The 26,763-nt window shown below is 58.2% G+C and carries 16 protein-coding genes; 3 read left to right on the top strand and 13 right to left on the bottom strand.

Annotation, left to right across the window (positions count from 1 at the left end):
• Position 1: 1 nt before the first annotated feature.
• A complete protein-coding gene (locus OKB77_RS13240; protein WP_100645537.1) occupies positions 2-1,207 on the bottom strand; it encodes a c-type cytochrome in 1,206 nt (401 codons plus the stop codon).
• A complete protein-coding gene (locus tag OKB77_RS13245) occupies positions 1,204-3,129 on the bottom strand; it encodes an NAD(P)-binding protein (RefSeq protein ID WP_159143978.1) in 1,926 nt (641 codons plus the stop codon). Before OKB77_RS13245 ends, OKB77_RS13240 begins: the two co-directional genes overlap by 4 nt.
• Positions 3,130-3,496: 367 nt before the next feature.
• Here OKB77_RS13245 and OKB77_RS13250 point away from each other — a divergent pair, with 367 nt between their 5' ends.
• Positions 3,497-3,871: a DUF805 domain-containing protein gene (locus OKB77_RS13250; RefSeq protein WP_005337730.1), complete on the top strand. Its 375-nt coding sequence runs from the start codon at positions 3,497-3,499 to the stop codon at positions 3,869-3,871.
• 82 nt (positions 3,872-3,953) lie between these two features.
• On the opposite strand, the gene OKB77_RS13255 is transcribed toward OKB77_RS13250, so the two are convergent.
• The 8 genes from OKB77_RS13255 to manA all read right to left on the bottom strand — a co-directional run bounded on the left by OKB77_RS13255 (position 3,954) and on the right by manA (position 20,998).
• The gene (locus OKB77_RS13255; protein WP_270817816.1) at positions 3,954-5,057 is read right to left on the bottom strand and encodes an ElyC/SanA/YdcF family protein; all 1,104 of its coding nucleotides are present in this window, start codon (positions 5,055-5,057) and stop codon (positions 3,954-3,956) included.
• 300 nt (positions 5,058-5,357) lie between these two features.
• Positions 5,358-6,110, bottom strand: a complete 753-nt coding sequence (locus OKB77_RS13260) for a DNA/RNA non-specific endonuclease (protein WP_047439217.1) — start codon at positions 6,108-6,110, stop codon at positions 5,358-5,360.
• A gap of 233 nt (positions 6,111-6,343) precedes the next feature.
• Complete coding sequence (locus tag OKB77_RS13265; protein WP_270817817.1) at positions 6,344-8,236, bottom strand: PTS fructose transporter subunit EIIC; 1,893 nt, start codon at positions 8,234-8,236, stop codon at positions 6,344-6,346.
• 442 nt (positions 8,237-8,678) lie between these two features.
• Positions 8,679-11,117 (bottom strand): GH92 family glycosyl hydrolase, encoded by a 2,439-nt coding sequence (locus OKB77_RS13270; RefSeq protein ID WP_270817819.1) that lies wholly within the window; start codon positions 11,115-11,117, stop codon positions 8,679-8,681.
• Between the two features lie 308 nt (positions 11,118-11,425).
• Positions 11,426-13,948 (bottom strand): GH92 family glycosyl hydrolase, encoded by a 2,523-nt coding sequence (locus tag OKB77_RS13275; RefSeq protein ID WP_247823078.1) that lies wholly within the window; start codon positions 13,946-13,948, stop codon positions 11,426-11,428.
• A 62-nt stretch (positions 13,949-14,010) separates the two neighbouring features.
• Positions 14,011-16,413, bottom strand: coding sequence for a GH92 family glycosyl hydrolase (locus tag OKB77_RS13280; protein WP_247823077.1), 2,403 nt, complete (start codon positions 16,411-16,413; stop codon positions 14,011-14,013).
• A gap of 55 nt (positions 16,414-16,468) precedes the next feature.
• Positions 16,469-19,165: a GH92 family glycosyl hydrolase gene (locus OKB77_RS13285; protein ID WP_247823076.1), complete on the bottom strand. Its 2,697-nt coding sequence runs from the start codon at positions 19,163-19,165 to the stop codon at positions 16,469-16,471.
• A gap of 642 nt (positions 19,166-19,807) precedes the next feature.
• Positions 19,808-20,998: a mannose-6-phosphate isomerase, class I gene (manA, locus tag OKB77_RS13290; RefSeq protein WP_204383599.1), complete on the bottom strand. Its 1,191-nt coding sequence runs from the start codon at positions 20,996-20,998 to the stop codon at positions 19,808-19,810.
• A 116-nt stretch (positions 20,999-21,114) separates the two neighbouring features.
• Here manA and OKB77_RS13295 point away from each other — a divergent pair, with 116 nt between their 5' ends.
• Together OKB77_RS13295 and icd are read left to right on the top strand one after the other, a co-directional pair.
• Positions 21,115-21,990, top strand: coding sequence for an AraC family transcriptional regulator (locus OKB77_RS13295; RefSeq protein ID WP_005347181.1), 876 nt, complete (start codon positions 21,115-21,117; stop codon positions 21,988-21,990).
• A gap of 156 nt (positions 21,991-22,146) precedes the next feature.
• On the top strand, positions 22,147-23,400 hold the full coding sequence (gene icd / locus OKB77_RS13300) for an NADP-dependent isocitrate dehydrogenase (RefSeq protein ID WP_005347179.1): 1,254 nt from the start codon (positions 22,147-22,149) through the stop codon (positions 23,398-23,400).
• Positions 23,401-23,472: 72 nt separating this feature from the next.
• Here icd and OKB77_RS13305 read toward each other — a convergent pair whose 3' ends face one another.
• The 3 genes from OKB77_RS13305 to dsdX form a co-directional block, all read right to left on the bottom strand.
• A complete protein-coding gene (locus OKB77_RS13305; protein ID WP_005337712.1) occupies positions 23,473-23,649 on the bottom strand; it encodes a hypothetical protein in 177 nt (58 codons plus the stop codon).
• Positions 23,650-23,957: 308 nt separating this feature from the next.
• Positions 23,958-25,289 carry a D-serine ammonia-lyase gene (locus OKB77_RS13310; RefSeq protein WP_247823075.1) on the bottom strand — a complete coding sequence of 444 codons (1,332 nt, stop codon included), beginning with the start codon at positions 25,287-25,289 and terminating at the stop codon, positions 23,958-23,960.
• A 16-nt stretch (positions 25,290-25,305) separates the two neighbouring features.
• A complete protein-coding gene (gene dsdX, locus OKB77_RS13315) occupies positions 25,306-26,643 on the bottom strand; it encodes a D-serine transporter DsdX (RefSeq protein WP_270817820.1) in 1,338 nt (445 codons plus the stop codon).
• Between the last annotated feature and the right edge of the window lie 120 nt (positions 26,644-26,763).

The following is a 26,763-nucleotide window of genomic DNA, read 5'->3' on the forward strand; positions in this document are numbered from 1 at the left end:
CTTACTCCTTGCCGTGCAGCTCGCGCTGGGCCTTGACCGCCGCCGCCTTGACGGCGATGCCTTCATTGCCCCAGGAGGCGCGCAGGGTGTTGACCAGCTCGGCGAGCCGCTCGTCATCCATGGTCCAGCCATAGCCCGGCATGTGGTAACCCAGATGGCCGTGGGTGACCGGTGTTTCGGCGCCGTGCAGCAGCACATTGATCAGGCTCGACGGATCGCTCGCCAGCACGGTGCGGTTGTTGACCAGCGAGGGGATGACGTGGTCATTGCCCTGGCCGTTGACCCCGTGACAGGTGGAGCAGTACATGGCGTAGTCCGCCTTGCCGCTGGCACTGGCGTAGGCGCGGGCCCCTTTCTCCGCCACCGGTTCATCTTTCAGATCGGTCAGATAGGTGGCGATGCTGGCCAGATCGGCGTCGCTGAAATACTGGCTGCTGTGAGTGATCACTTCCCCCATGGGGCCCGCGACCGCTTCATGCTGGCTGCGGCCGGTTTTCAGCAGGTCGATCAGCGCCTGCTTGCTGTAACGGCTGCCGCGAATGTCGGGGGCATACCAGCCATCCAGCGCAGCACCGCTCAGGTAGACGGGATCCGCCTCGGTCAGCGCTTTCTCCTGCATGCCAAGCCCGCGCGGAGTGTGGCAGCTGCCGCAGTGGCCGGCACCCTGCACCAGATAGGCGCCGCGGTTCCACTCTTCGCTCTTGCCCGCCACCGGGGTGAAGCGGCTGTCATCGTGGTAGACCCAGTTCCAGCCCATCAGCGGCCAGCGCATGTTGAGGGGCCAGGGGATGTCGCTCTCCTTGTTGGCGATGGCCAGCGGCTGTACCTCCTTCATCAGATAGTGATAGAGATCTTCGAGATCCTTATCGCTCATCTTGGCGTAGGCGGTGTAGGGCATGGCCGGATAGAGGCGATGGCCATCGCGGGCCACCCCTTCGCGCATCACCTTGATGAACTCCGGCAGGCTGTAGTTGCCGATACCGTGGGTCTTGTCGGGGGTGATGTTGGTGGCAAATACGGTGCCGATGGGGGTCGGGAACCCTTTGCCGCCCGCCAGCGGCTTGCTGGTTTCGCTGGTGTGACAGGCGGCGCAATCGCCGAGCTTGGCCACGTATTCCCCCGCAGACATGGCGGGTGCTGCGTTGGCGGCAAGGGCGGGCAGGGCCAGCAGCAGGGCGCTGGCGGTCAGTGACAGGGCGCGGCTCATTGGGCACCTCCCTTGCTCATGGCTACCAGCTCGTTGACGGCGCGCCACGCTTCGTCGATGGCGGCGTGGGCGTAGGGGCTCCAGCCTGCATCCGAGTTGGCGATGGTGATGTTACCGATCGGCTGGCGACCCAGTTCAATCCATTTTTCGCACTGCGCTTCGTCATCAAACAGGGTGTTGGTGACATAGGAGTAACCGTGAGACCAGCGGTTGACCGTGATGGCGAGGATATCCTGCTCATGGTTGAAACCGGCGCTGCCGAGCATCCCCTGCAACTGCTCGCGGATCATCTGTTCATGCTGCTCGAACGGCATGCCGAGGATCATGGCGCGCCCCTTGCGGGACTGTTCGCGGGCCGACAGACCGCTGCCCGGCAGGGTCGGCACATAGACCATGTGCAGGCACATCGGTTGATCCGGGCTCTTGGGATGCTCGTAGCCACCCATGCTGACCGGATAGTCGAGCTTGACCCGGCTGTAGGGGGCGGCGGGGGAGTAGACCTCGTGTACCCCCAGCTTGACGAAGGCTTGCCAGTTTTTGATCACCACCTTGGTGTAGACCAGCGGTGCCTTGGCATTCTGGCGCAGCGCCTCCTTCTGGGGCTCCGGCATCTCGGGCACCATGTAGGGGATCATCATGTTGTAGCCAGCCATGATCGACTGCTTGGCCCGCACCCGGTGCAGTTTCCCCTCCTTGATGTAGGTGATGTCCACTGCCAGCTTGCCGTCGGCGAGGCGCACGTTTTTGGCCTGCAACGCCGTGCTGCCAAGGCGCAGTTGTACCTTGTGCTCAGGCAGGTCGAGTTTGCTGTAGTCAAACTTGGCCAGCACCACATCCTGCATGGTGTGACCCGGCGCCACTTGCGGAATGAGCTTGCGTACCATCAGGCGGGTGAGACCGGCGTTGCCATCGGGGAAGTGGAAGATGTAGGGATCGTCCAGCTCCGCCTGCTCCTCGGCATCAAGCGGCGTCAGATTGAGGCCGTCGAACCCCGGCAAGGCGCACAGACGCGCATCGGCGCAGGCGGTGGCGTCGATGCCGACCGCCTGGAAATCGTTGGTGCGCTGCTGGAAGTAAGTGATCGCCCGTTCGCTCAGGCCCACTTTATCGCGCAGGAAGGTGGTGTAGCTGTTGCGGGTTACCCACTCGTCCTGCTGCTCGCGGGTCATGCCGCTCAGGTAGTCTATCTTCGATTCGTGCAGGGCTAACAGGGCGGCCTTGTCGGCATCATCGAGGGGGAAGTCACCGATAAACTCTGCCAGCGGACGACCGTTCAGGCGATCGCGGGGGATGTCATCCGCTACGTTGTGGCCCGGATCCCCGTTCACTATCTTGTTGACGCCAAAGTGTTTCTCGTCGAAATAGACGCCACGGCTGAGCCCCAGATCCGGATAGAAGGTCTGCTGGAAACCGGCGGCCAGCTCGTCGATGTTGACCTCCAGCGCTTTGAGCAGACCCAGCGCCACCGGACTGTAGACCGAACGCGGTGATTGCAGGGATTCACTGCCGCCGTAACCCAGACGCAGGCCATCGGGGGTGGTGAACTCGTTGCGCTTGGCGTGGCCGCCAAAGTCGTCGTGGTTGTCGAGTAGCAGGATCTTCTTATCCGCGCCGAGCAGTTGCTGATAGAAGCAGGCGGCGGCCAGGCCGCTGATCCCGGCGCCGACGATCACCAGATCGTACTCCCCCTCAAGGGGAATATTGGCAAAGTCATACTGCTTGCCGTCACGGGCGATGCTGTGGGCCGGTTCGAAGGAGCCCGGGTGGTTACCGCGCAGGCCGGTGAGGGCGGGCGGGTAGGCCAGGGTTTTATCCGCCAGCGTGCTGCCGCCTTCGGCAGCCTTGAGCAGATTGATGGGGGCGACGCCTGCCGCAATGGTGATGGCAACGCCGTTGAGAAAATCTCTGCGTGTAATACTCATGGCTATCCCTGTGTTAGGAGAAGTAATGAATAAGTGGATTCATTATGGGAGGGAGACACAGATCCTGTTCAGGATTGGGCGCCGAATCTACCGCTATCCTCACGCTGAGTCCATACGATTGCTAATGGATTATTAAGCACCATTTTCCTGCTTGTGACGAGAGTGATGCGCTGATGGGGGGGATTTGCCCTGTCGCAGGGCAAATTATCTTCCGGCTCGGTCGGTCAATGATTGCCGCAGCTGATTAGTTTGGGAGACGTTCGGGCATCATTGTCGACTCGGGGGGATGATCGCGCTAAGCTCTTAACTACTTGTTTTATCGACTCTCTTTTTTATTCATAGGCATAAAGGCCACTCTGGAGGCGTAATGAACTGGTACATCTCGGTCCTCAAGCAATATGCGGTATTCAGCGGGCGGGCCCGTCGCACCGAATACTGGATGTTCGTGCTGTGCAACGTCATCGTCATGCTGCTGCTCGGCATGGTGGACAAGCTGATCGGCGGCGACAATGAGCTGATCAGCTCCATCTATTCGCTGGCGGTGCTGCTGCCATCGCTGGCGGTGGCGGCCCGTCGCCTGCACGACACCGACCGCAGCGCTTGGTGGCTGCTGCTCGGGCTCATCCCAATTATCGGCACCCTGGTGCTTATCTACTTTATGGTTTGCAACGGTCAGCAGGGGCCAAACCGCTTCGGTGACGATCCCAAAGCGGCCCCCTCACAGGGCTTTATCGTCAGCTAACGGGCGCGGCTTGGCCAATCATCGGTCAATAAAAAGAGAGGGAGGCATCACGCCTCCCTCTCTTTTTCGTGTTGATGGTCGATCAACGCTCAATCAGCGGGGCGGAGCGGTAGCTCCACATACCGTAGGTGCGCAGGGCGTCGCGGTAGATGCCGAGCAGCTCGCTCTCGCTCGGTGTGGCCAGTTCCTCGAGGGGTTTGTCGGGGTAGCTGACGCTCGCTACCTTGATGTTGGCCGGGCCAATCTGGTCGCAGGCGATTTCCAGCACCGTCTGACCACGGCGTACATGGCTGGCGGAGCTTACCAGCACCGCATAGTCAATCTGGTGGCGGGCGAGGGCATAGGCGCTGTAGAGGGCGTTATCTACCGTGCTGGTGGCGTAGTTCTCTTCAATCAGGCGGCTGCGGTCGATGCCGTGGTTGGCCAGCCAGTCGGCCATCAGCTTGCCCTCGGTCTGGCGGTTCTGGGGCACGCCGCCGGTCAGGATGATCAACGCCTCCGGGTCGGCCTTGGCCAGCTTAAGGGTGGTTTGCAGCCGGCCCAGCAGGATCTTGTCCATGCTGCCGTCGGGATTGAGAGCGTAGCCCAGGGTGACGATGGCGCGTTTGCCCTCCCTGCTGGCCTTCACCTGATCCTCGGTCAGTTCGGTTTGCAGCGGGGCGGCGGTGATCCGCTGCACCCGGGCGATGATCTCTTCCAGATCGGCGGCGCGGCCACTGTTGCGATCCGCCACTTTCGCCAGATAGCTGCGGGAAGCCTCCTTGTTACCCTTCACCAGCTGCCAGAGGGCGAGATAGCTGTTGATGTCGAGATCATCGGGGGCGACGGCCTGCGCCTGCTCCAGCAAGGTGATGGCGCGGCTCAGGTTGCCGTTGTAGATCTGGGCGTTGGCCGCCGAGATGAGCAGGTCGGTGCGGTAGGGCTCAAGCTGGTAGGCGGCCAGCAGCCGCTCGGTCACCAGCTCCATATTGCTCGGCATCTTGGCGGTAAAACCGGCGTGGGAGATCTTGGCTGGCGACTTGTAGATCTGCAGCGCTTCGCCGAGCAGCATGTCCACCGCCTGGCGCTTGCTGACCAGGGTATTGAGGTCGTGCTCCATTTGCATCGAGCTCTCGGCCGCTTGCAGGGCGAGGGGCGAGAGCGCCAGCAGGCCGCCGAGGGTGAGGGCAAGAAGGGTCTGTTTCATCAAAAGGTCCTCTGTCGGGCTGAATCGCGCCGTGGCGCAGCGGTTTGCGGGCCAATGCGACGAGGCAAATGTGCGTCAATTCAGTCTGTTAGTGCCAAAGAGAGGGCAATATAGCAGTTAACGGCGTGGCAAACTGTGAGTCGGGGCGGGTCGTCGGGTGATGCCACACCTGTGGCCGCAAAAGTGGCCGCAACGGGTCAGCAGCCATCTTAAAGGGACAGAGGGAGCGTGACTCCCCCTCCCTCTGTTGCGATGCAAGACAGATGGGGTGTCAATCCATCTGTTGGCGAGTGTTCGCAGTCAGTTCCACATCGGGGAGATGCGGGCTTCCAGCGTCTCTTGCTGCTCTTCGGGCATATCGCTGAAGAAGTTGAGCTGGGTTTGCTCCTCTACCTCACGTACCGAGACCCGGTAGTCGGCGATCTGGCTGATGGGCACCTCTTCCTGCGGCATGATAAAGGCGATGGCCTGCAGTCTGGCCGGATCCATCACGATCTTGTAGTAGGCGCTCGGGATCGCCACACCCTGACCGATGGACTCTTCAGAGCCGGTAAAGATGGGGCCGGTGATCACCTGCACATCCTTGCGGGAGACCGCCCACTTGTTCACCTTGTCCTCCAGCACGCGCCACGCCTTCTGGTTGAGCACCCCGATCTGCGGCGTCATGTTGCTCAGCAGGAAGCTCTCTTTCATGGTGTTCTTGTTCGATTTCATGTCCCCCGCCGGGGCCTGATGGCCACGGTCGTAGCCCGAGCCCTTGTAGTCGGAGAGGGTGGCGCGGTAGGCGACCGGGATCTCCCTGTCCTCGGCGAAGGCATCCTTGCGCGGCACTGTGCCCTGTGCGCTCTGGGCGGTCATCCGGTAGGAGACCCAGTCCGCCACCTTGTAGTCGTAGTTGTAGCCGACCGCATACCCTTCACGGCAGAGCTTCTGATCCGATTCGGAGGGCAGACCAAAGCGTACGTGCTCGCCGCACTCCCAATGGGCGGCCAGCAAGGGGGTGGCAGTGAGGGTGAGGGTAACAGCCAGAACCAATTTATTGATTTTTATCATTTTTGTGATGCTCCAGTTTAGTAGGCGGAGCCATTTGACATGAGATCTGACCAGCGCTTCAATTGCTGTTTTTTTACACGTCACCGTTCTGTGACGGCTCGCCAAGATCCGTGATGTGACTGGTTAATATGTTTTAAATCAGTGGCTTGGTCGGTGGGATGATATGCGGTTGCTCGGCAGGCAACGAAAAGGAGCCCGCGATGGGCCCCTTGTGCTGGTTGGTCTGACTGCTATCAGGCGGCGTTTGCCTTGTTGCCCAGCGTGCGGGCCAGCAGTGCTTCCGGATTGTGGATCGCCTCCTTGGTCTTCACGTCGATGACCTCGATATCGGTGAAGCGCTCGCGGTTCTTGATAGCCACGTCGTGGGCGAAGATGACGCAGCGGGCGTTGGCGACATCCTTGGCGGTAATGCGGTTGATGATGCCGTTGGCGCCCTGGGTCTCGACCTTGATCTTGATCCCCTGCTGGGCAGCGGCCTTCTGCAGGCTCTTGGCGGCGAGGAAGGTGTGGGCTACGCCAGACGGGCAGGCAGTGATGGCCAGTACGTCCGCTTCCCCTTCCGTTTCAATGACTTCGAAGCTGGTTTGGGTGGTGGTTACATCATCTTCTTCGCTCACCGGCTTCTTCAGCAGGTTGACGATGATGGCAGTGGTCAGGGCGCCGAGGATGGTACCCAGGATGTAGCCCATCTTGCCTTCAACAACCGGCAGGACAATCCAGCCACCCCAGGGGGCGTGGTTGATACTGTGCATCATGAAGCCGGTGATGTTGCCGACGATGCCGCCTGCGACGATGGCCGGGATAACACGCATGGGGTCAGCAGCGGCGAACGGGATAGCACCTTCACTGATACCGATCATGCCCATGATGGCGGCCGCTTTACCGGATTCACGCTCTTCTTTCTTGTAACGCTTCGGAGACATGAAGGTCGCCAGTGCCATACCGAGCGGCGGCACACAGATGGCGATACCGACGCCGCCCATCAGCCAGGGCTGGGTGTTGACCTGAGTCTGGGCAAACAGGGTTGCAACCTTGTTGACCGGGCCGCCCATATCGAAGGCGGTCATACCACCGAGAATGGCACCCAGCATCACTTTACCTGAGCCCGCCATGCTGGAGAGCCAGTGGTTCATCCCTTCCATCATGGCGGCGATCGGGGCACCGATCCCCCACATCACGATGCCACACACCAGGAAGGTACCGATCAGCGGATAGATGAAGATGGAACCGAGCGAGGTCATGGAGTCAGGCAGCTTGATCCGTTTGAGCTGATTGACCACGAAACCTGCGATAAAGCCCACCAGAATGGCGCCGAGGAAACCGGTTTGATAGTGCTGAACGGCAATCCAGGAGCCGATCATGCCCGGGGCCAGGCCCGGCTTGTCAGCCAGCGAGTAGGCGATGTAGCCACCCAGCACGGCGGTAAACAGGGTCAGACCGGCGATACCCATAGTCGCCATGTCTTTGAGGAAGCCCGCTTCCGGCACGGCACCCTTGCCGCTCATCATCACCGACAGGGAGAGCAGCACACCGCCTGCCACGATGAAGGGGATCATGTGGGAGGTACCAAACAGCAGGTGCTGCTTCATAGTGTTGAGGCGATCCTTGAAGGTACGCTCTTCGGGGGCCGCCGGGGCAGTGGCTGCCGGTTTGGCGGCTGGCGCCGGTTTTTCCGCTTTCGGGCCCTGTTTGAGCAGGGTCAGGGCTTGCTCGACGGTGGTGGCGGCTTTCATCTGCTCGATAAAGCCCGGTTCCAGCAGACGGGTCGAGAGCTCGGCCAGCACTTCGATGTGGTGGTTGGCACCGCCATCCGGGGAGGCGATCATGAAGATCAGTTGAGTTGGCTTGCCATCTTCGGCGCCGTACTCGATACCCTGACGGCTGACACCGATGGCTATGGCCGGACGGCTGACAGCCTTGCTCTTGGCGTGGGGCAGGGCGACACCCTGCTCGAAGCCGGTGCAGTCCAGCTGCTCGCGGGCCCAGATATCCTTGACGAATTGCTGTTGATCAGACACGGCGCCATCGCGCGCCAGCATCTGTGCCATCTCGTCGAACAGAGCCTCCTTGCTGGTGGCCTTCAACTCCAGGCAGATGAGTCTGCCGTTGGTCATGGTGGGTAACATCTCACTCTCCTTCCCTGTAAGGGCTAAGTCATGCGTTGCGAATTGGGCTCATTATTGCCCTCAAGGGTAGGGTTGGACAGGCGATGAATGTAGCAATAACTGGATTTTTGTTGCATGGTTTTGCTGGTGTGATCCAGCTCGCAAAGTGTTGGCCTTTAACTCAATAGCGGTTTTTGTTTAATTAATGGCAGGATGTGACAGCGGTCAAGGTATGACAGAAAAACCCTTGTAATGGGATTTACAGCCATTTTTTGCGGTTTATTGCCCGATTTAAGGCATATTTGAGAAAAACGGGTTAATGGTTGAACCTGGGCTTCCCACTGGAAAATAAAATGGCCCAGCGCTGATTGGATTTTATCAATCCATCTGGCGTGGGCCGTCGGGTATCACAAAGTGACATTTTCGGATTGCGTGCTGAATGTCACCTCAATGCTATCGATCGTTACTTTTGTGGCGGGGTATCGCCCATCACGAAGTGGAGGTTGCCCCCCGGTATAAACTCCTTGTGCTCGAAGAAGAGACCATCCTTGAGCGGTTTGCCATTGATGGTGACCGACTGGACATAGCGGTTCTTGGCGCTGTTGTTATCGGCGATGATGGTGAAGGTTCCCCCCTTGACCGGGATGGTCGCTTTGGCAAATAGCGGGCGGCCAATGGTGTAGACGGGATCTGCCGCATTCACCTGATAGAAGCCAAGTGCTGACATCACATACCAGGCAGACATGGAGCCCACATCCTCGTTGCCTATGATGCCTGCCGGGGTGTTCGAGTACATGGTGTCGAGGATGTAGTCGACCGTCTCCTGAGTTTTCCAAGGTTCCGATGTCCAGTTGTAGAGGTAGGGGATATGGTGGGAGGGTTCATTCCCGAAGGCCACCTGACCCATCATCCCGGTCATGTCAGCGGTCTCCGACCCCTGACTCTCGGCGGCAAAGGTGGCGTCCAGATTCTGCTTGAAGGCCTCTTCTCCGCCCATCGCGGTTTTCAGACCCTTGATGTCATGGGGCACAAACCAGGTCCACTGCCAGGCGTTGCCCTCGGTATAGTTGCCGGTCTCATGTTCGGTGCCATAGGGATCAAACGGCGTCATGAAGGCGCCATCGATCATCACCGGACGCATGAAACCGGTCACCCCGTACTGGGCGTATTCGGCCGCATTGTGGTCGAAGTAGCGCTGATAGCCGTTAGAACGGGCCAGATAGCGCGCTTCGGCCGTCGGGTTGCCGGCCGCCTTGGCGATCCGGGCGATGGCCCAGTCATAGAAGGCGTTTTCCAGACCGTAGGAGACTGACTCGAGGGTGTAGTCAGCGAAGACGGGCTGACCGTCGATCCGCTGCACTGCCGGGGCGAAGCCGTTCTTCTCGATGTAATCGATGTGGTTGGTCAGGGTCTTGTCCAGCACCGCCTTGTCCCACTCGGTCGCCAGCATGGGGTAGTTGGTATAGGTGGAGGAGTCGATGGCGGCCGTGAGCGCCAGATTTTTCTCCTGCGCAGTGAAGGCATCGGGGTATTTGGTGATGGCGTCGGCAATCACCACCACCGCCGGATAGCCCACCATGGTGCCTGTCTCATCCCCCAGATGCTCCCACTTGGGCAGCAGGCCGCTCTCCAGATACTTCTGGAGCAGGTTCTTGGCATACTGCACGGCGCGGGTGGGTTCGGTGATGGTTTTAAGCGGGTGCAGCGCTCGCTGGGTGTCCCACAGTGAGTAGACCGAGAAGTTGGGCTGATCTTCGCTTGCCTGGCCATAGTGGATGGAGTAGTTGCCTTCCCCCTTGGCCTGCGCCCCTTTGCCCATGCCGCGGTAGTTGCCATCCACATCCTGATGGACGATGGGGGCGATCTTGGTGTGGTAGAGGGCGGTGTAGAAGATCTCGTGTTGCTCCTTGCTGCCCCCCTCGATGGTGAAATTGAGGGCGTTGGCCCACTTGTCGCGGGCGTTGGCGCGGGCCTCGTCAAACGAAACATCCCCTTCGGCCTGGTAGTTGTTCCATGCGCCGGTGGCATCGACCGCCGATAGGGCAACTTTGGCGTTCAGTTGGGCTGAGCCGCCCTCTTCAAATTCGACGTAAGCGGTGACATCCGCTTTGGATTTGGCCTTATGCTCGGCGCTCAAGCCCTCTACCGGCACACCACCAGCGAGGATGTAGACCCCTTTGATCTTCTTGTCGAAGGTCGCATGGAAGAAGATCTTCTGGTTTTTCGCCCAGCCGGAGAAGTGAGTCGCATCTCGCTCGCCGGTGATGGTGTAGCCATCTTCGCTGACGGTGAGTTTGTTGCGCAGCGAACTCGATCCCCAGTCGCTGTTGAGGATCGAGTTCAAATCGATCTTCAGCCGTTGGGGTTGCCCCTGCGGATAGGTGTAGCGGTGAAAGCCCACCCGCTCGGAGGCGGTCAGCTCGGCCTTGATGCCATTCTCGGCGATGCGCACCGCATAGTAGCCAGGCTCGGCCTGCTCGGATTTTTTGTCCATTTTGACCGAGATGGCTTTGCGGTAATCATCGCTTTGCTCGATGTATTTGGATTTATCTTCGGTAAAGGGCAGGAACAGAATATCCCCCAGCCCCCCCATGCCGGTGCCTGAGAGGTGGGTGTGGGAAAATCCGAACAGGGTATCTTTGTCAAAGTGATAGCCGGAGGAGGAGTGCCAGCCTATCAACTCGGTATCCGGCGAGAGTTGCACCATGCCCTCCGGTACCACAGGGCCGGGAAAGGTGTGACCGTTAAAGCCAGTGCCAACGAATGGGTTCACATATTGCAACACATTGGTTGGCGTTGGCTTTTGATCGTCGTTATTGTCGCTGCTGTTATCTGAATCGCAGCCGGATAACATGGCTACTGTGCTGGTCAGGACAATGGCCAGAATATTTTTCTTGAACATATTGAGCGGCTCCATCGGGTAGAGGGTGAGCAGTCATGATCTATTTTTATGAGACCGGAGCGATCCCTGAGCAATATTGGTGCTCGATGGCATTGATCCCGGCGAGCACTATTATTCCCATGCCATCTGTTTCATCGACAGAGTAAAAAAGTGTCATTCACTAGATTTTTGTGGCAAGGCAGTCTGTTTGTGATCTGCGCATCATCTGATGCAACATCTCATATTTTTTGAGGTGCTTGGTGAGTCGACAAAAAAAAGAGGCCCAAAGGAAGCTTTGGGCCTGAACATATATTGATAATGCATGATGGTTATTTATTATCTGAGCGGATCGGTTTTTGCGCCGTCATGATAAATTTCAGTTCACCACCAGCCCGAATATCGCTGTGGCTGAACGTCAGGTTTTCCCCCAACGGTTTGCCATTGATGGTGACCGATTCCACATAGATATTTTGGGGACCATTGTTTTCGGCGATCACGGTGAATTTTCCGCCATCGATATCCATGGTCACCTTGTCAAACAGTGGCCGACCTATGGTGTAGACCGGGAGCCCCGGCGTGACCTGATAGAAGCCCAGCGCACTCATGATGTACCAAGCGGACATTTGCCCCACATCCTCATTGCCAATCAGCCCTGTGGTGGCCGGGTGGAAGAAGCTGCGTACCGCCTGATCCACATACTCCTGGGTTTTCCACGGCTCTCTGGTCCAGTTATAGAGGTAGGGGACATGGTGATCCGGCTCGTTACCCATCACGAACTGGCCGATATAGCCGGTCATATCCCCTTGCGAGGTATCGGCGTTGGAGTTGGCGGTGAAGAGGGCATCCAGATTCTTCCGGAATCCCTCCTCGCCCCCCATCACCTCTTTGAGCCCCTCGATATCGTGGGGAACAAACCAGCTCCACTGCCAGGTGTTGCCTTCGGTAAAGTCCTGCCCCCTGTGCTCGGCCCGATAGGGCCAGAAGATGTCATAACGGCTGCTGTCGTTGGTGTCACAGTTTTGTGGTGTTGTAACGGGATTGCCGTTTTCATCGATGGCGCAGGAGGGGTAATTGTTGACCCAGCTGCCATCGTAATTTTTGGGGCGCATAAAGCCGGTCGCGCCATATTTGCCATATTGCGCCGGGTTGTAGTCAAAATAGGCGCGCCAGGTAGTCGCCCGGGCCAGATAGCGGTTCTCGGCAGATTTGTCGCCAGCCAGTCGGGCCAGCTGGGCGATACACCAGTCATAGTAGGCATTCTCGACACCGTACGAGACGGACTCGTTGACCAGTTCATCGTACTTGTCCTGCGCCATGCCGCCCTCTTCCGGCTTGAGTTTGACGTTGGCGGGGACATAGCCGTGCTGCTCGGCATACTGGCCGTGACGGGTCATCACGGTGAAGCGCTTGTCGCCGTTCCAGGGATCCTGATAGGGCACCCAGCTTTTGGTCAGCGCGAGGTCAAAGTTGGCGGAGACATTGGCCGCCTGCAGCGCCAGCTTTATCTCTTCCTGTGTGAATGCATCCGGGTATTTGACGATGACGTCGGCGATGATGGAGACCGCCGGGTAGCCGACCATCTCGCCGGTATAGTCGGAGTGCAGCTCCCATTTGGGCATGATGCCGCCGGTTTTATATTTGTTGAGCAGATCGTGCACATAGTCGATGGATCGCTCTTTTTCGATGATGGTCTTCAATGGGTGGGCGGCGCGGAAGGTGTCCCACATGGAGTAGACCGAATAGTTGGTAAAGCCCGGCTTGGCCTGATGCACCTTGCCATCCATTCCGCGATATTGACCATCCACATCCTGATAGACGAAGGGGGCGATGTTGGTGCGATAGAGCGAGGTATAAAACATCGTCTTGTCGGCATCGCTGCCACCCTCCAGGGTGAACTTATTGAGCACTTTCGCCCATGCCTGCTTGTTCTCCTTCACCACCTGATCGAAGCGGTAGCCATGTTCATCGGCGCGCAGGTTGGCCATGGCCCCCTCAATGCCGGTGCCCGAGATGGCCATCTTCATGGTGATGGGCCGTTCCCCTTTGGCAAAGTTGAGTTGGGTCACCACATCCCGTACCCGGGGTCTGGTTTCGCCATACCCGATGTAATCGGCCAACCCCACCTCGGCGTCGTTGCTCAATTTGCCATCGACATAGAGGATCTGATCCACAAACGGCTCGGAAAACTCGGCGTAGAAAAAGACCGTCTGCCACTGCCCCCACTCGTTGCTGGTTCTGGCTCCGGCAATGGCGTTGTCGCTCACCCGCTTGAAGTAAATATTGCGGGAGTGGTTGCCATACTGCTCCAGCAGCTCGTGCTGCAGATCAAGCTGGACTTTGCGATCTTCACCCGCCGGATAGCTGTAACGGTGGAAGGCGACCCGCAGGGTGGCAGTGAGTTCGGCCTTGATGCCGGTCTCCACCAGATCCGCTTTGTAATAGCCCACCTCCGACAGTTCGCCAGGCTTGTTGATGGTGACCGGGTCGGTATTGTTGCCGGTGAAGGGCAAGAAGGCGAAATCATTGAGATCCCCCTTGCCTGCCCCCGAGATATGGGTGCTGCTGAAGCCGGAAAGCTTGGCCAGATGGTGGTGATAGTCGGAAGGGGATCCCTTGCCATTCCAGTTGGCCGGATTCCAGTTGTCCGGGCCCGGCTGGATCATCCCTTCCGGCATGACAGGGGCCGGATTGACATTGCCCAGCCCATCGGTGCCGATCAGCGGATCGACATATTGCAGCACCTGCAGGGCATTATCGGGGCGGCCATTGTCAGTAGTCTCATCGTTTGTGTTGCAGCCATAGAGGCCAAGCAGGGCTGTCACCATGATGGCCAGCTTGTGGGGTTTGAACATTGTTGTTCCTCAAATTCCGGGGATGAACAAGCGGCAAGCCGGGTGGCTTGCCGCTTGTAGCGTTACTGGGTCGGTTGCTGGTTGGTCATCACAAAACGCAGCTCACCACCGGGACGGATCTCGCTGTGGGCGAAGGTGTTGTACTGGTTGAGTGGCTTGCCATTGATGGTGACCTCTTTGATATAGAGGTTGTCCGGACCATTGTTCTGCGCCACCACGTTGAACTGACCGTCGGGCAGGTTGATGGTGACCTTGTCGAAGATGGGACGACCGATGGTGTAGGTCGGGTCGCCTGGGGCGATTTGATAAAAGCCCATGGCGCTCATGATGTACCAGGCCGACATCTGGCCGACGTCTTCATTGCCGATCAGACCATCCGGGGTGGTTTTGTAGAACTCCTTATAGACCCGGTCGAGGTACTCCTGCGCTTTCCAGGGCTGGGCGGTGCGATTGTAGAGATAGATGACGTGGTGGGAGGGTTCGTTGCCATGAATGTACTGCCCGATGTAACCGGTCATGTCCTGATGTGCTTCGCCCCCATTGGGGTCGGCATTGAACAGGTTGTCGAGCTTGTCGTTCAGCCCCTGCTGGCCGCCCATGATCTCGGTCAGCTTGTCGAGATCCTGCATAAATGACCACTGCCACTGCCAGGCGTTGCCCTCGGTGTAGTAGAAGGCATCCGACTTGTAGGGGTCGAAATCGGCTGGCGCGTATTTCAGGGCGCACGGGTCGCCGTTTTTCAGCTCGGTCGGTACGAAGAAGCCTTTGCCATCGGCATTGCCGGCCTGGGGATCCCAATGTTTGAGCGAGTTGTAGGAGCGTGCCTTGAACTCTTGATAGGTTGTCATGTCGCCCGCGGCTTTCGCCATCTCGGCGATGGTCCAGTCGTAGAAAGAGAACTCCAGCGAGTAGGAGACCGAGTTCCAGTTGGGATAACGGACGCACTGCTCTTTCTCGTGATAGCTGAGCTGACCGGCCATCAGTGAACTCAGGATGTCGTCATGGATCTGCGGGTAATCGGCAGGCCGGTAGTGGGCCGATTTGACCGAGGCTTCCAGTGCCTCTTGCGCATCGATCAGCCCCTTGGTCACCGCATCGGCAAGGATGGCCGCCGAGGGGTAGCCAATCATGGTGCCGGTTTCCGAGCCGTGGCCTTCCCACTTGGGCAGCAGGCCGAACTCCACGTTGGATTTGCGGATCAGATCCTTGGCGTAGAGAGTCGCCTGTGGCGGGTCCATGATGGTCCACATGGGGTGAACGGCGCGGAAGGTATCCCAGGTCGAGTAGATGGAGTAGTTGGGGGTATCACCTGGTTGCAGGGTGCGCAGGGTGCCCTGCATATCAAGATACTTGCCATCCACATCGTAGAGCTCGATAGGGGCGATCATCATGTGGTAGAGGGCGGTGTAGAAATTGGTCTTCTCGGTTTCCGTCCCCCCTTCGGTTTTGAGTGTTGCCAGCTTTTCGGCCCACGCGTATTCGGCGTCTGACTTCACCTTGGCAAAATCAAAGGAGGGGGCTTCCGCTTCCAGATTCTTCTGTGCTCCTTGCCAGCTCACCGCCGAGATACCGACCCGGATCTCGAGCGGTTGGTCACCCTGGCCAAAATTGAGGTAGGCGGTCAGGTCATCCCCTTGATAGACGCTGTTGGGGCGCATCTCCCGGGTCGGCATCTTGTCCTGCTCGCCCAGCATGGCCCTGGCCACAGGTTGGTTGAATTTGGCGTAGAAGAAGATGTTCTGGCCCTGATGGTTCTGTCCCTGGAACCAGCCAGTGGAGGTTTTGCGGCCACGCAGGGTGTACTCATCCACCACTTCGATTTTGTTTTTCAGCGATTGGCCGTTGTTGTTCTGCAGGGTATGGCCCAGATCGAATTTCACATTGCGATCAGCCCCCTTGGCGAAGGTGTAACGGTGCAAACCGACCCGTTTGGTGGTGGTCAGCTCAACTTCAATCTCCCCCTTGTTCAGTCTGGTTTTGTAATAACCGGCGCTGGCGTGCTCATTGGTTTTGTCAAAGGCGTTTATCTGGGCGTCGGTCATCTCGGCGTAGGGCAGTACCAGAATGTCGCCCAGATCGGTAGCGCCGGTGCCGGAGAGATGGGTATGGGAGAAGCCGTAGAGCGGAACATCGGTTGCGACGATCTCGCCCGTGAGGTAATTGGAAGAGTCCCAGTAGCCGGAGGCTGAGTGCCAGGGGTTGAGTCCGCTCTCGTGATCGGTATTGGAGCCAATAAAGGTATCCGGCGAGAGTTGCACCATGCCAGCCGGACGGGTGGCGCCGGGGAAGGTGTGGCCTGATGCGGCGGTGCCTATCATGGGGTCAACGTATTTCAGTACCGACAGATCGACAACCGGAGTTACCGGTTTCTCGATAGCGGTAGACTCGCTCTCACTGTCGCAACCGGCGATGCCACCGGTCAGTGCGGCAATCACCGCAAGAGAAAGAAGATTGCACTTGAACATGGTCATTCCATTTTTGAGTGGTGATGGGGGAGGAAGTCCTCCCCCGAACAGGTGATTAACGGGAACCGGCAGGCAGGTCGCCTTCGTGCAGGAAGGTGCCGATACCTTGCGCGGGCGGCAGATCTTCCGGCTGGCTGCCCCAATTCTGGTTGGGGCTATCGCCCATCACGAATTCAAGCTTGCCGCCACTGAGGATTTCCTCATGGGTGAGGTAGCTGCGATTGAACTCGCTGCCATTGAGGCGAGCGGACTGGATGTAGATGTTGTCGCGGCTGACATTCTGGGCCGTGACGGTGAACTGTTTGCCCGCACCCACATCGAGCGAGGCGGTTTCGAACATGGGGGTGCCAATCTCGTAGATGCCGGAGGAGGCATTGACCGGGAAGAAGCCCAGCGCCCGGAACACGAACCAGGCAGAGAGGGTGCCAAAGTCATCGTTGCCACAGATGCCGTCAGGGGTATTCTTGTAGCAGACGTTGGTGGCTGCCACGATGGCGGCCTGTCCCTTCCAGGGCTGTCCTACGTAGTTGTAGAGGTAGGGCACATGGATATCGGGCTCGTTGCCCTGCACATGCTGTCCCACGTTGCCGGTGTTGAATACCGGGAACTGGTTGTCGCCAGCGTTGCGATCCGGATAGGTACTCCAATACTCGTCCAGCCGTTTGGCAAACAGCTCGCCCCGTTTGGCCTGAGGATTCTGGGTCTGATCGAAGCGGGTCATCAGATCGACCAGGCCATGAATGTCATGTTGAACGCTGAAGGCGTATTGCCAGCCATTGGACTCGGCGAATGACCAGTTAAACATGTCGGGGCGCCAATCCTTGCCCACTGCCCGGCCGGTTTTCGGGTCAACCCAACCGGCATCAATGAAGTTGCCAGCGTAGTCGCGGGCCTTGAACCACCCCTTGTACTGCTTGCCGCCAAAGTCAAACTGCGCCTGCCAGTTCTTGGATCGATCGGCAAACTCCTGATAGCGGGGGTCACTTTCGCCAAATACTGCCTTGATCGATTGGGCGATCGCCCAGTCATTCATGGAGTACTCCAGCGAATAGGAGGAGGTCCAGGCATCCTTGAAGGGGGAGTGAGATTCCCAGTCATTGCCCGGCGGTGTGTCATGCAACTGGGCAGGTACATAGCCTTGCTGCTCGTACTCCTTGATCCAGGCGACCCCCTGGCTGGTGGCTGCGCGGGCGTCGGTGATCATGGCGGTCACCAGTCGCTCCTTGATCTCCTGACGTTCCGCATCGCTGAAGCCCAGCGCGATCATCCGTCTGTCCAGAGAGCCTTTGGAGAGCACGTCGTGGATCACCGGCGTGGAGTGCATCCCCATCATCATGCCGGTCTCGTTACCCTTGAAGGTCCACTCCGGCAATCTGCCCTTGCGCAGGTTGCCCAGATCGTCCATCCACTCCTCCTCGGCGTAGGAGAGCATGGAGAGCACCACATCGGCGAGGCGATCCGGCTCCAGCAGTGACGAGAGGGGTTGTACTGCGCGGTAGGTGTCCCACAGGGAGAAGGTGTCGTAACGGGTAAAGTCCGCTTTGCCATCCCGGTTGGCATCGGCGGTACGAACCGACTCCTTGAGGGTATCGATCTGCTCGCCCCACGGTGTGTTGCCATCCGGATAGGCGTTGCGCCCCTGATGCACCTGACGGTAACGCCCGTCCAGATCAGAGTGAATGGTCTGGCCCAGATAGGTGTGGTAGAGCGCGGTATAGAAGGTCTGTTTGTACTCCTCATCCCCACTGACCCGGATCTTGCCCAGCTCCTTTTCCCATTTTTGGGTCGCAGCCTGACGGACATCGTCAAATGACATATTAGCCACCTCGGTCATGTTGAGTGAGGCGCCAGCGTTGCCATCCCGGCCGATCTCGACGTTGGATAGCGCGACTTTTGCCTCAACGGTCAAACCGGCTTGCGCGGTATCGAATTCAACATAGGCACGCGCGTACTGATATTTGCCACGGGTCTCGTTGCCGATCTCGGTGGTGCCTTCCGGCAGGTCCAGATAGCGGTTTTGGTCTTTGTCAAAGTAGGCGAAGCGGATGTTTTTGATGGGCTGGTCGAACTCCATCACGAAGAACTCTTTCTGGCTGGGGGCCCAGCCGTCAGAGAAGCGATGGCCCTCGATCCGGTTGTGGGTTTTGTCCCATTTCAGATAGGAGTCGGAGGTGTAGTCCCAGTTGACCTTGAAGCCGAGGTTGACCACGATTTCCGATTTTTGATCTTGCGGGAAGGTGTAGCGATGGACTCCCACTCGATCCGAGGCGGTCAGCTCGGCCTTGATCCCGTAATCCTTCAGATTGACCTTATAGTAGCCCGCTGTTGCCTCTTCATCCTTGTGGCTGTAGCGGGAGGCCTCCAGATTCAGTGAGGCCGACCCCTCGTTCAGCATGAAATTGGAGCGTGAGTTGATCGGCATCACCAGAATATCGTTGAGATCTCCAGCTCCGGCCCCCGAGAGGTGAGTGTGGGAAAACCCGGCGAGGCGGTTGTCGTTGTAGTAATAGCCGGAGATATATTCCCAGCCATTGGCCCCATTATTGGGCGACAGTTGCACCATGCCATGCGGGGTAGTGGCACCAGGATAGGTGTTGCCCAAATTACCTGTGCCGATGAACGGATTGACGTAACGGGAGACGTTCGTCTCTTTATTGTTATCGACAGCGGTATCCGAGTCATTTTGACAACCGGATATACCAACCAGGCCAGCCAGTACGGCACATGCGAGCAGGGAACGTTTCAGTTTCATATTTGTCGCCACAGGTTAATGAAAGTAGGGTATCGAACGTATAAAAACAGATAATGCAGAACGCCGGGCCAGCCAATGAATATCTGCCGGATGAGAGAGCCATCTGCATGTATTACCCCGACTGTCACTGGATATAGAGGGTGACGGGGGGAATATCAGCCAGATAAAATGGATAGTGAAAACGATCTGGCTATACAGGCGGAAAAATAAAAACGCAGGGAAATAACAGGCATCCATAGCCTGATTTAAAAAAATCGCCCCTTACATTGATGAAGTAAGGGGGTGAGCTGTGTTACATCTGGAATATATAAATGCTCTTAAATGTTTTTCCTGCTGCCTGTAAATTAACGGTTTCTATTATTTCGTTGATTAATATCCTGGGACAGAGGAAAAAAATGGCATTAACTGGATTTTTATGACGTGTGGGGAAGGGTGTGAGCTGGCTCGCATAACCGCAGGGTGGCGTGACCACGGAGGCTAAATGATATTAATCATTATAAGTCAGCGTGTTATTCTTCGACGTTGAGTTAAATGACCGATTTTGTGAGTCGTACCGTGCTCCACATGGTCAGATGAGCTGAAAAAAAAAGGGCCCTGCAGGGCCCTTTGAACAGATGGTGATGAGCCGATGGCCCACCAGGATTAGCGGTTGCTGGCGCGGGCAAAACGCCCTTCAGCCGTCACGCGATAATCGCCGGTGCTGGCGGGTACAAATGCAGATTGCCCTATGGTCAGTGTCAGACGCTCGCCATCCTGGCCAATGAGGGTGATGGGCCCATCGATGGCGAACAGGATCTCGGCATTGCCGGTGGTGAGGGCATGTTCGCCTGCGCCATATACGCTGAAGGTGAAGTCCGGTACCGGCACGTCGAAGTGCTGTACTGTGCCTTCCATGCGAGGGGTGAGCAGGATCTGGTCGTCCGGTTTGGCGACACAGCGGGTGCAGGCCAGCAGCTCCGGCACATCCATGTATTTGGGGGTCAGACCGGCACGCAGCACGTTGTCCGAGTTGGCCATGATCTCCAGACCAGTGCCGTGGATGTAGGCGTGGGGGGTCTGGGCATCGAGGAACATCGCCTGACCCGGCTCAAGTGTCACCACGTTGAGCAGCAACGGCGAGAAGAGCCCCACATCCCCCGGGTACTGGTTGGCCAGATTGCTGATGGTGGCGAAAGTCTCTTCATCCTGATGGGCGGCGGCATAGGCCAGCAGGCCAGCCAGCGCCTCGTCCTTGCGATCACCGCTGAGGATCAGCAACTGGTGGAAGAAGTGTTGCAGGCCAGCTTCATCCTGTGACTGGCGAAGCGCCGCGGTCAGGTCGACCAGTGCGGGCAGCGCCATGCGATCGAACAGGGCCAGGATGGCCGGGATGGAGCGAAAGCCGTTCATCGCCTGATAGCGGGTGAGGGCAAAGACCAGCTCCGGCTTGTGGTTCGGATCCTTGTAGTTGCGGTTGCTCGCCTTGATATCGATGCCCGCGGCCTCTTCTTTGGCAAAACCGGCTTCGGCCTGTGCCTTGCTCGGGTGTACCTGAATGGAGAGGGCTTGCTCGGCGCAGAGCACCTTGAACAGGAAGGGGAGTGAGCCGAAACGAGCCTGGGTAGCTTCGCCCAACATGGCGGTGGGGTTGGCGTCAATCAGGCTGGATAGCTTCACGCTCTCGCCTGCCAGGGTCACTTCGGAACAGCCATTGGGGTGAGCGCCCATCCACAGTTCAGCTTGTGGTTTGCCTTCGGGATTTTTGATGCCAAACAGCGTGGTCAGGGAGTCACGACTGCCCCAGACATAATCCTGGATCGGGTTGCACATTAGGAAAAACGGCGGGTAGCTCATGGATGGCTCCTTGTATCAGAACGATTTTTTGGGAATTTCAGTCTGGCGCGGACTATAGCATGGCAGGGGCAGCGCACCGCAATCGGTTGCTCTCTGCATCTTGATCAGGATCATTCATGAGTATCATCTTTACCCAGCTGTTGGACGGCTTTCTAAGTGAGGGGGGAGGCTTTGAGAAGGTGTTGTTTGCCTCTGACAAAGGGGTGCCTCCCTGCTTCAGTTATCAGGTCAATTTTCCGCGTCTCGAGCTGGTCTTCAGCGGCCACTATCTCAACCAGATCTGGTCCCCGGAAGGGGATGTGCAGTCAGTACAGATGGGGCCGCGAGAGGCGATGTACATTCCCCCCAACGGCTGGAACAAGCCGGATTGGGACAATGACTGTTCCGTGCTCAGCCTGTTGTTCGGCAAGCGTCAGATAGGGTTCAGTCTGGTGAGCAAGCACAAGGGAGACACCGGTTTCTTCGATGTGCAGAAGCACAGTATTCAGGCCGGTGCCGGACGGGCGCTCGATCATATCCTGCTCTCCCTCAACACCTTGGCGCAGGAGCCGATAAGGGCACCGATGGACAATCACCTGCTGCAGGCGCTGCTCAGTTACTCACGGCAGTTGCTGGTGGAGTCGGAGAGCGGTCGTCCTCGTGGCTCCGATCTTTTTCACGGCATCTGCATCTACATTCAGGAAAATTTCCACCGCCCCATCAGTCGCGAATGCATCGCCGCCCGCTTCAATCTCTCCCCCAGCCACCTCTCACGTCTGTTCCGCCAGCAGGGGCACATGCGGCTGGCGGACTACATCAGCTGGGTGCGGCTGGAGCGGGCCAAGTTCATGCTGAAAAAGTATCGCTTCCGTCTCGAAGAGGTCGCCAATCGCTGCGGGTTTACCGACGTGAACTACTTCTGCCGGGTGTTCAAACAGAAGACCGGCTTGACCCCTTCCCAGTACCGTTCCCTGAGTCAGCCGCAGGCGGCGGCCAGCGAGCTGGAGGGATAACGGGGCGCGGTCGGCAAGACGTTGTGACGGCGCACTGGCGGGTGGCTACCTCTTTGGTCTGACATGCTTTCTTGTCGTTTTATTATGAAAATGAATGGGCTAAGATGGCCGCGCGCAACAAACAAGTTGATAACAAACGGAAGTTAGGAGATGCCGATGGAAAGCAAAGTAGTTATCCCGACCCAGGGCCAGAAAATCACAGTCGATGCTAACGGCAAGCTGCAGGTTCCCAACCATCCGATCATTCCGTTTATCGAAGGGGATGGCATCGGTGTTGACGTGACCCCGGCCATGTTGAATGTGGTGAATGCTGCGGTCGAGAAAGCCTACAAGGGCGAGCGCAAGATCGCCTGGATGGAGATCTACACCGGCGAGAAATCGACTCATGTTTATGGTGAAGGTGCCTGGCTGCCGGCCGAAACCCTGGATTTCATTCGCGAATACTGCGTGGCCATCAAGGGCCCGCTGACCACGCCGGTCGGCGGCGGTATCCGCTCTCTCAACGTGGCCCTGCGTCAGGAGCTGGATCTCTACATCTGCCTGCGCCCAGTACGTTACTACGATGGCACCCCTAGTCCGGTGAAGCGTCCTGATCTGACCGACATGGTGATCTTCCGCGAAAACGCCGAAGACATCTACGCCGGTATCGAGTGGAAGGCTGACAGCGCCGAAGCGAACAAGGTGATCGCCTTCCTGCAAAACGAGATGGGCGTGAAGAAAATTCGCTTCCCCGAATCCTGCGGGATCGGCATCAAGCCGATGTCCAAGGCCGGTACCGAGCGTCTGGTGCGTGCCGCCATCGAGTATGCCATCGACAACGATCGCGACTCCGTGACCCTGGTGCACAAGGGCAACATCATGAAGTTCACCGAAGGTGCCTTCAAGGATTGGGGCTATGCTCTGGCCCAGAACGAGTACGGTGCCCAGCTGATTGACGGCGGCCCCTGGTGCTCCTTCAAGAACCCGAAAACCGGCAAGACCATCGTCATCAAGGATGTCATCGCCGATGCCTTCTTGCAGCAGATCCTGCTGCGTCCGGCCGAGTATGACGTCATCGCCTGTATGAACCTCAACGGCGACTACATCTCCGACGCGCTGGCCGCTCAGGTAGGCGGTATCGGCATCGCGCCGGGTGCCAACATCGGTGACGGTGTGGCCCTGTTCGAAGCGACCCACGGTACTGCACCGAAGTATGCCGGTCAGGACAAGGTCAATCCGGGCTCCCTCATCCTCTCCGCCGAGATGATGCTGCGCCACATGGGTTGGGTCGAAGCAGCCGATCTCATCATCAAGGGGATGGAAGCGGCGATCCGAAACAAGACCGTCACCTATGACTTCGAGCGTCTGATGGAAGGGGCCACTCTGCGCTCCTGCTCCCAGTTTGCTCAGGACATGATCGATCAGATGTAATCTGCTGCTTGCCATAAATGCAAAACCGGCGCCATGTGCGCCGGTTTTTTTATCGCGAAAGAGTAAAGGGGCTTATTGCGCCTGCTCTACGTGTTGCTGATAGCGTTGCTGCCATTTGCTGGTTTCTGCTTCATCACCCTGGGCCTTCCAGAAGGCGCAGATGGTGTTGGCAAGTTCCGAAGCCATCGCGTGATCTCCGTCACGTCGACTCATCAGATAATCTCCCAGCCAGCTTTGATATTGTTTCATTACCCGATCTCCTTATCTCATGTGCCCTTGAGGGTGCCCACCTTGACGGGAGCCTGTCGGCTCATCCTGGGGGGAACATCATCAGGCATGATGGTGCAAAGTCACGGCTCGGGCAGAGAGCCTGATGGGCAATCTGGCGGCGAACGTGACGCGAGATGTCAAAAAATGAGCGCCATTTTAGCACAAACTGACCAACTTGGGGAAATTGTCGCCATGGACTGCGACAGAACAGCCCCATCCCCTTGTTCCCAAAACAGAAAACCCGCCGTGATGGCGGGTTGATTTACAGATAAATGTGGAGAAAAAGCCTAGATCTTGGCGCTGGCCAGGTACTTTGCCATCTCTTCGGCGGGCACCATGCCACCGCCGGTGGCCCACACCAGATGGGTGGCCTGTGCCATGGTTGCGGCATCGAAACCGCGCCCGGTGAGCCACTCGGGATTGGCAGCCACCCGCCACGGGCCGGCCATACCCGCCAGAGCAGAAGGTTCGAGTGTGATCTGTTCATCGCGCGCCAGCAGTCCCAGCAGGTCATACATCTCCTGATCGCTCAGGGTGTAGAAGCCCGCCAGCAGCCGCTCCATGGCGCGGCCGACGAAGCCGGAGGCGCGACCTACCGCGAGGCCGTCGGCTGCGGTGAGGTTATCGATGCCCAGATCCTGCACCGCAATGGCATCGTGCAATCCGGTGTGGACCCCCAGCAACATGCAGGGGGAGTGAGTGGGCTCGGCGAAGAAGCAGTGGACGTTATCCCCGAACGCGAGCTTGAGACCAAAGGCCACGCCGCCCGGGCCGCCACCCACGCCGCAAGGCAGGTAGACGAACAGCGGGTGGTCGGCATCCACCTTGATACCCATCTGGTCGAACTGCTTTTTCACCCGCTCGCCCGCTACCGAGTAGCCGAGGAACAGGGTGCGGGAGTTCTCGTCGTCGATAAAGAAGCAGTTGGGATCGCGCTCGGCCTCTTTGCGCCCCTGTTCCACCGCAACTCCATAATCTTCGGCATATTCGACCACGATGGCGCCGTGTTCGCGCAGCTTGCGCTTCTTCCACTCCCGCGCATCGGCTGACATGTGGACGGTGACGGTAAAGCCGAGCTTGGCGCTCATGATGCCGATGGACATGCCAAGGTTGCCGGTGGAGCCCACTGCGATGCTGTACTGGCTGAAGAACTGGCGAAACTCGTCGCTGAACAGTTTTCGGTAGTCATCCTCTTCGCAGAGCAGTCCTGCCTTGATCGCCAACTGTTCGGCGTGAGTCAGCACCTCGTAGATACCGCCTCGCGCCTTGATGGAGCCGGAGATGGGCAGGTGACTGTCTTTTTTCAGCAGCAGCCTGCCGGTGACTTCAACGCCATAACGCTGGTTGAGCGTGGCCTGCATCGCCGGAATAGCGGCGATGTCGGACTCCAGAATACCGTTGCTGGCGCGGGTCTCGGGGAAGGCTTCGCACATGTAGGGGGCGAAGCGGGCCAGCCGAGCGGAAGCGTCCGCCACATTGTTGTTATCGAGCCCCACATAGGGCAGACCGGCAGCCAGAGTGGTGGTGTTGGGGTTGAACCAGGTGACTGGCTCAAGCGCGATCAGGGATTGCACCAGTGGAAATTGCGCTGTGAGCTGTTGTACGTCGATGTTTTTCATAGTGTTCTCGGTCTTGTTACACGATAAAGGAGAGCAGGAAGGTACCGGCCAGCGCCATCAGGGAGGCGACAAAGGTGGCGGTGGTGTAGTACTTGAGCGTTTCGTTCAGGGTGGCGCCGCAATACTGCTTGACCAGCCAGAACAGAGAGTCAGTCACCATGGTGCAGCCAATGGCACCGGAGCCGATGGCCAGGGTCATGATCTCCGGGCTGATGTTCGGGTAGTGCACCATGATGGGGGAGACGATGGCGGTGGCGCCCATCATGGCGACGGTGGCGGAGCCCACGGCGGCGTGTAGCACGATGGCAACCAGCCAGGCCAGCAGAATGGGGTGCATATCCAGCTGGGAGAGGATGGTGGCCAGGCTATCGCCCAGGCCACTTGCCTTGAGCACCCCGTTGAAGGCGCCACCCGCACCGATGATGAGCAGAATGTTGGCGATGGAGGAGAAGCACTCCTCGGTCTTGTTCAGCAGTCCCTCCATCTTCATTTGCTGGCGGATCCCCAGCACGTAGTAGGCGGTGAAGGCTGCGATAAACATGGCGGTGATGGGGTTGCCGATAAACTCCAGCACGGTGTAGAGGTGGCTGGCGTGATCCATATTGAGCTCGGCCACCGTCTTGGCCAGCATCAGCAGGATGGGCAGCAGCACGGTAAAGAGCGAGGCGCTCAAGGTCGGGAGAGTGGCCTCATCGCGCGCCTTGATGTCGGCAAAGGCATCGGGTACCCCCTTGAACGGGAGCCGGTTACCCAGCAGTTTAAGGAACAGAGGGCCGCCGATAAGAGAGGCGAAGAGGCCGACCGCCAGACCATAGACGATGACGGAACCGACATCGGCGCCCAGCTGATTGGTGACATAGAGGGCAGCAGGGTGCGGCGGCACTATGCAGTGCACGGCCATCAGGGCGGTGCAGAGCGGAATGGCCAGCTTGAGCAGCGAGGTGTTGGTCTTGCGGGCGATGGAGAAGGCCAGCGGGATCAGCAGCACCACGCCGACTTCGACAAACAGGGTGATGCCGCACACCAGACCCACCAGCACCATGATGACCTGAGGCGAAAGCCAGCGGCATCTCTGCAGGGCGAGACCGATGCGCTCCGCTGCCCCTGACACCTCCATCATCTTGCCGAGTATGGTGCCAAGGCCGATGACGGCGGCGAGAAAGCCGAGCGTGCCGCCAATCCCCTCTTCCATGGCGCTGACCATCTTGAGGGGCTCCATTCCCATCAGGGTGCCCACATAGAAGCTGGCCAGCAGCAGGGCAAGAAAGGGGTGGATCTTGCCCTTCACTATGGTGACCACGATAAGAACGATGCTACTTAGCAAGGTAGCGATGACCCATACCTCTGAACTCATACTGCGCCTCGACATCTGTTTTGTGTGATTGTTTATGCGCTTATTGAATGAAAATGAGGTGGGGCTGACAAATGATGAAATCGACCACTTGGATGAAATGAGATGATGCAAAGGCGCTAC

The sequence above is a fragment of the Aeromonas sp. Y318-3 genome (genome assembly GCF_027706185.1).
Classification (GTDB): domain Bacteria; phylum Pseudomonadota; class Gammaproteobacteria; order Enterobacterales; family Aeromonadaceae; genus Aeromonas; species Aeromonas veronii.

Bases quoted from the DNA above. Each gene is read 5' to 3' on its own strand.
- OKB77_RS13245 (WP_159143978.1), bottom strand. From the start codon at position 3,129: ATGAGTATTACACGCAGAGATTTTCTCAACGGCGTTGCCATCACCATT.
- OKB77_RS13280 (WP_247823077.1), bottom strand. From the start codon at position 16,413: ATGTTCAAGTGCAATCTTCTTTCTCTTGCGGTGATTGCCGCACTGACC.
- OKB77_RS13305 (WP_005337712.1), bottom strand. From the start codon at position 23,649: ATGAAACAATATCAAAGCTGGCTGGGAGATTATCTGATGAGTCGACGT.
- OKB77_RS13285 (WP_247823076.1), bottom strand. From the start codon at position 19,165: ATGAAACTGAAACGTTCCCTGCTCGCATGTGCCGTACTGGCTGGCCTG.
- OKB77_RS13255 (WP_270817816.1), bottom strand. From the start codon at position 5,057: ATGAAACAGACCCTTCTTGCCCTCACCCTCGGCGGCCTGCTGGCGCTC.
- OKB77_RS13240 (WP_100645537.1), bottom strand. From the start codon at position 1,207: ATGAGCCGCGCCCTGTCACTGACCGCCAGCGCCCTGCTGCTGGCCCTG.
- OKB77_RS13250 (WP_005337730.1), top strand. From the start codon at position 3,497: ATGAACTGGTACATCTCGGTCCTCAAGCAATATGCGGTATTCAGCGGG.
- OKB77_RS13295 (WP_005347181.1), top strand. From the start codon at position 21,115: ATGAGTATCATCTTTACCCAGCTGTTGGACGGCTTTCTAAGTGAGGGG.
- OKB77_RS13260 (WP_047439217.1), bottom strand. From the start codon at position 6,110: ATGATAAAAATCAATAAATTGGTTCTGGCTGTTACCCTCACCCTCACT.
- OKB77_RS13275 (WP_247823078.1), bottom strand. From the start codon at position 13,948: ATGTTCAAACCCCACAAGCTGGCCATCATGGTGACAGCCCTGCTTGGC.
- OKB77_RS13270 (WP_270817819.1), bottom strand. From the start codon at position 11,117: ATGTTCAAGAAAAATATTCTGGCCATTGTCCTGACCAGCACAGTAGCC.
- dsdX (WP_270817820.1), bottom strand. From the start codon at position 26,643: ATGAGTTCAGAGGTATGGGTCATCGCTACCTTGCTAAGTAGCATCGTT.
- OKB77_RS13310 (WP_247823075.1), bottom strand. From the start codon at position 25,289: ATGAAAAACATCGACGTACAACAGCTCACAGCGCAATTTCCACTGGTG.
- manA (WP_204383599.1), bottom strand. From the start codon at position 20,998: ATGAGCTACCCGCCGTTTTTCCTAATGTGCAACCCGATCCAGGATTAT.
- icd (WP_005347179.1), top strand. From the start codon at position 22,147: ATGGAAAGCAAAGTAGTTATCCCGACCCAGGGCCAGAAAATCACAGTC.
- OKB77_RS13265 (WP_270817817.1), bottom strand. From the start codon at position 8,236: ATGTTACCCACCATGACCAACGGCAGACTCATCTGCCTGGAGTTGAAG.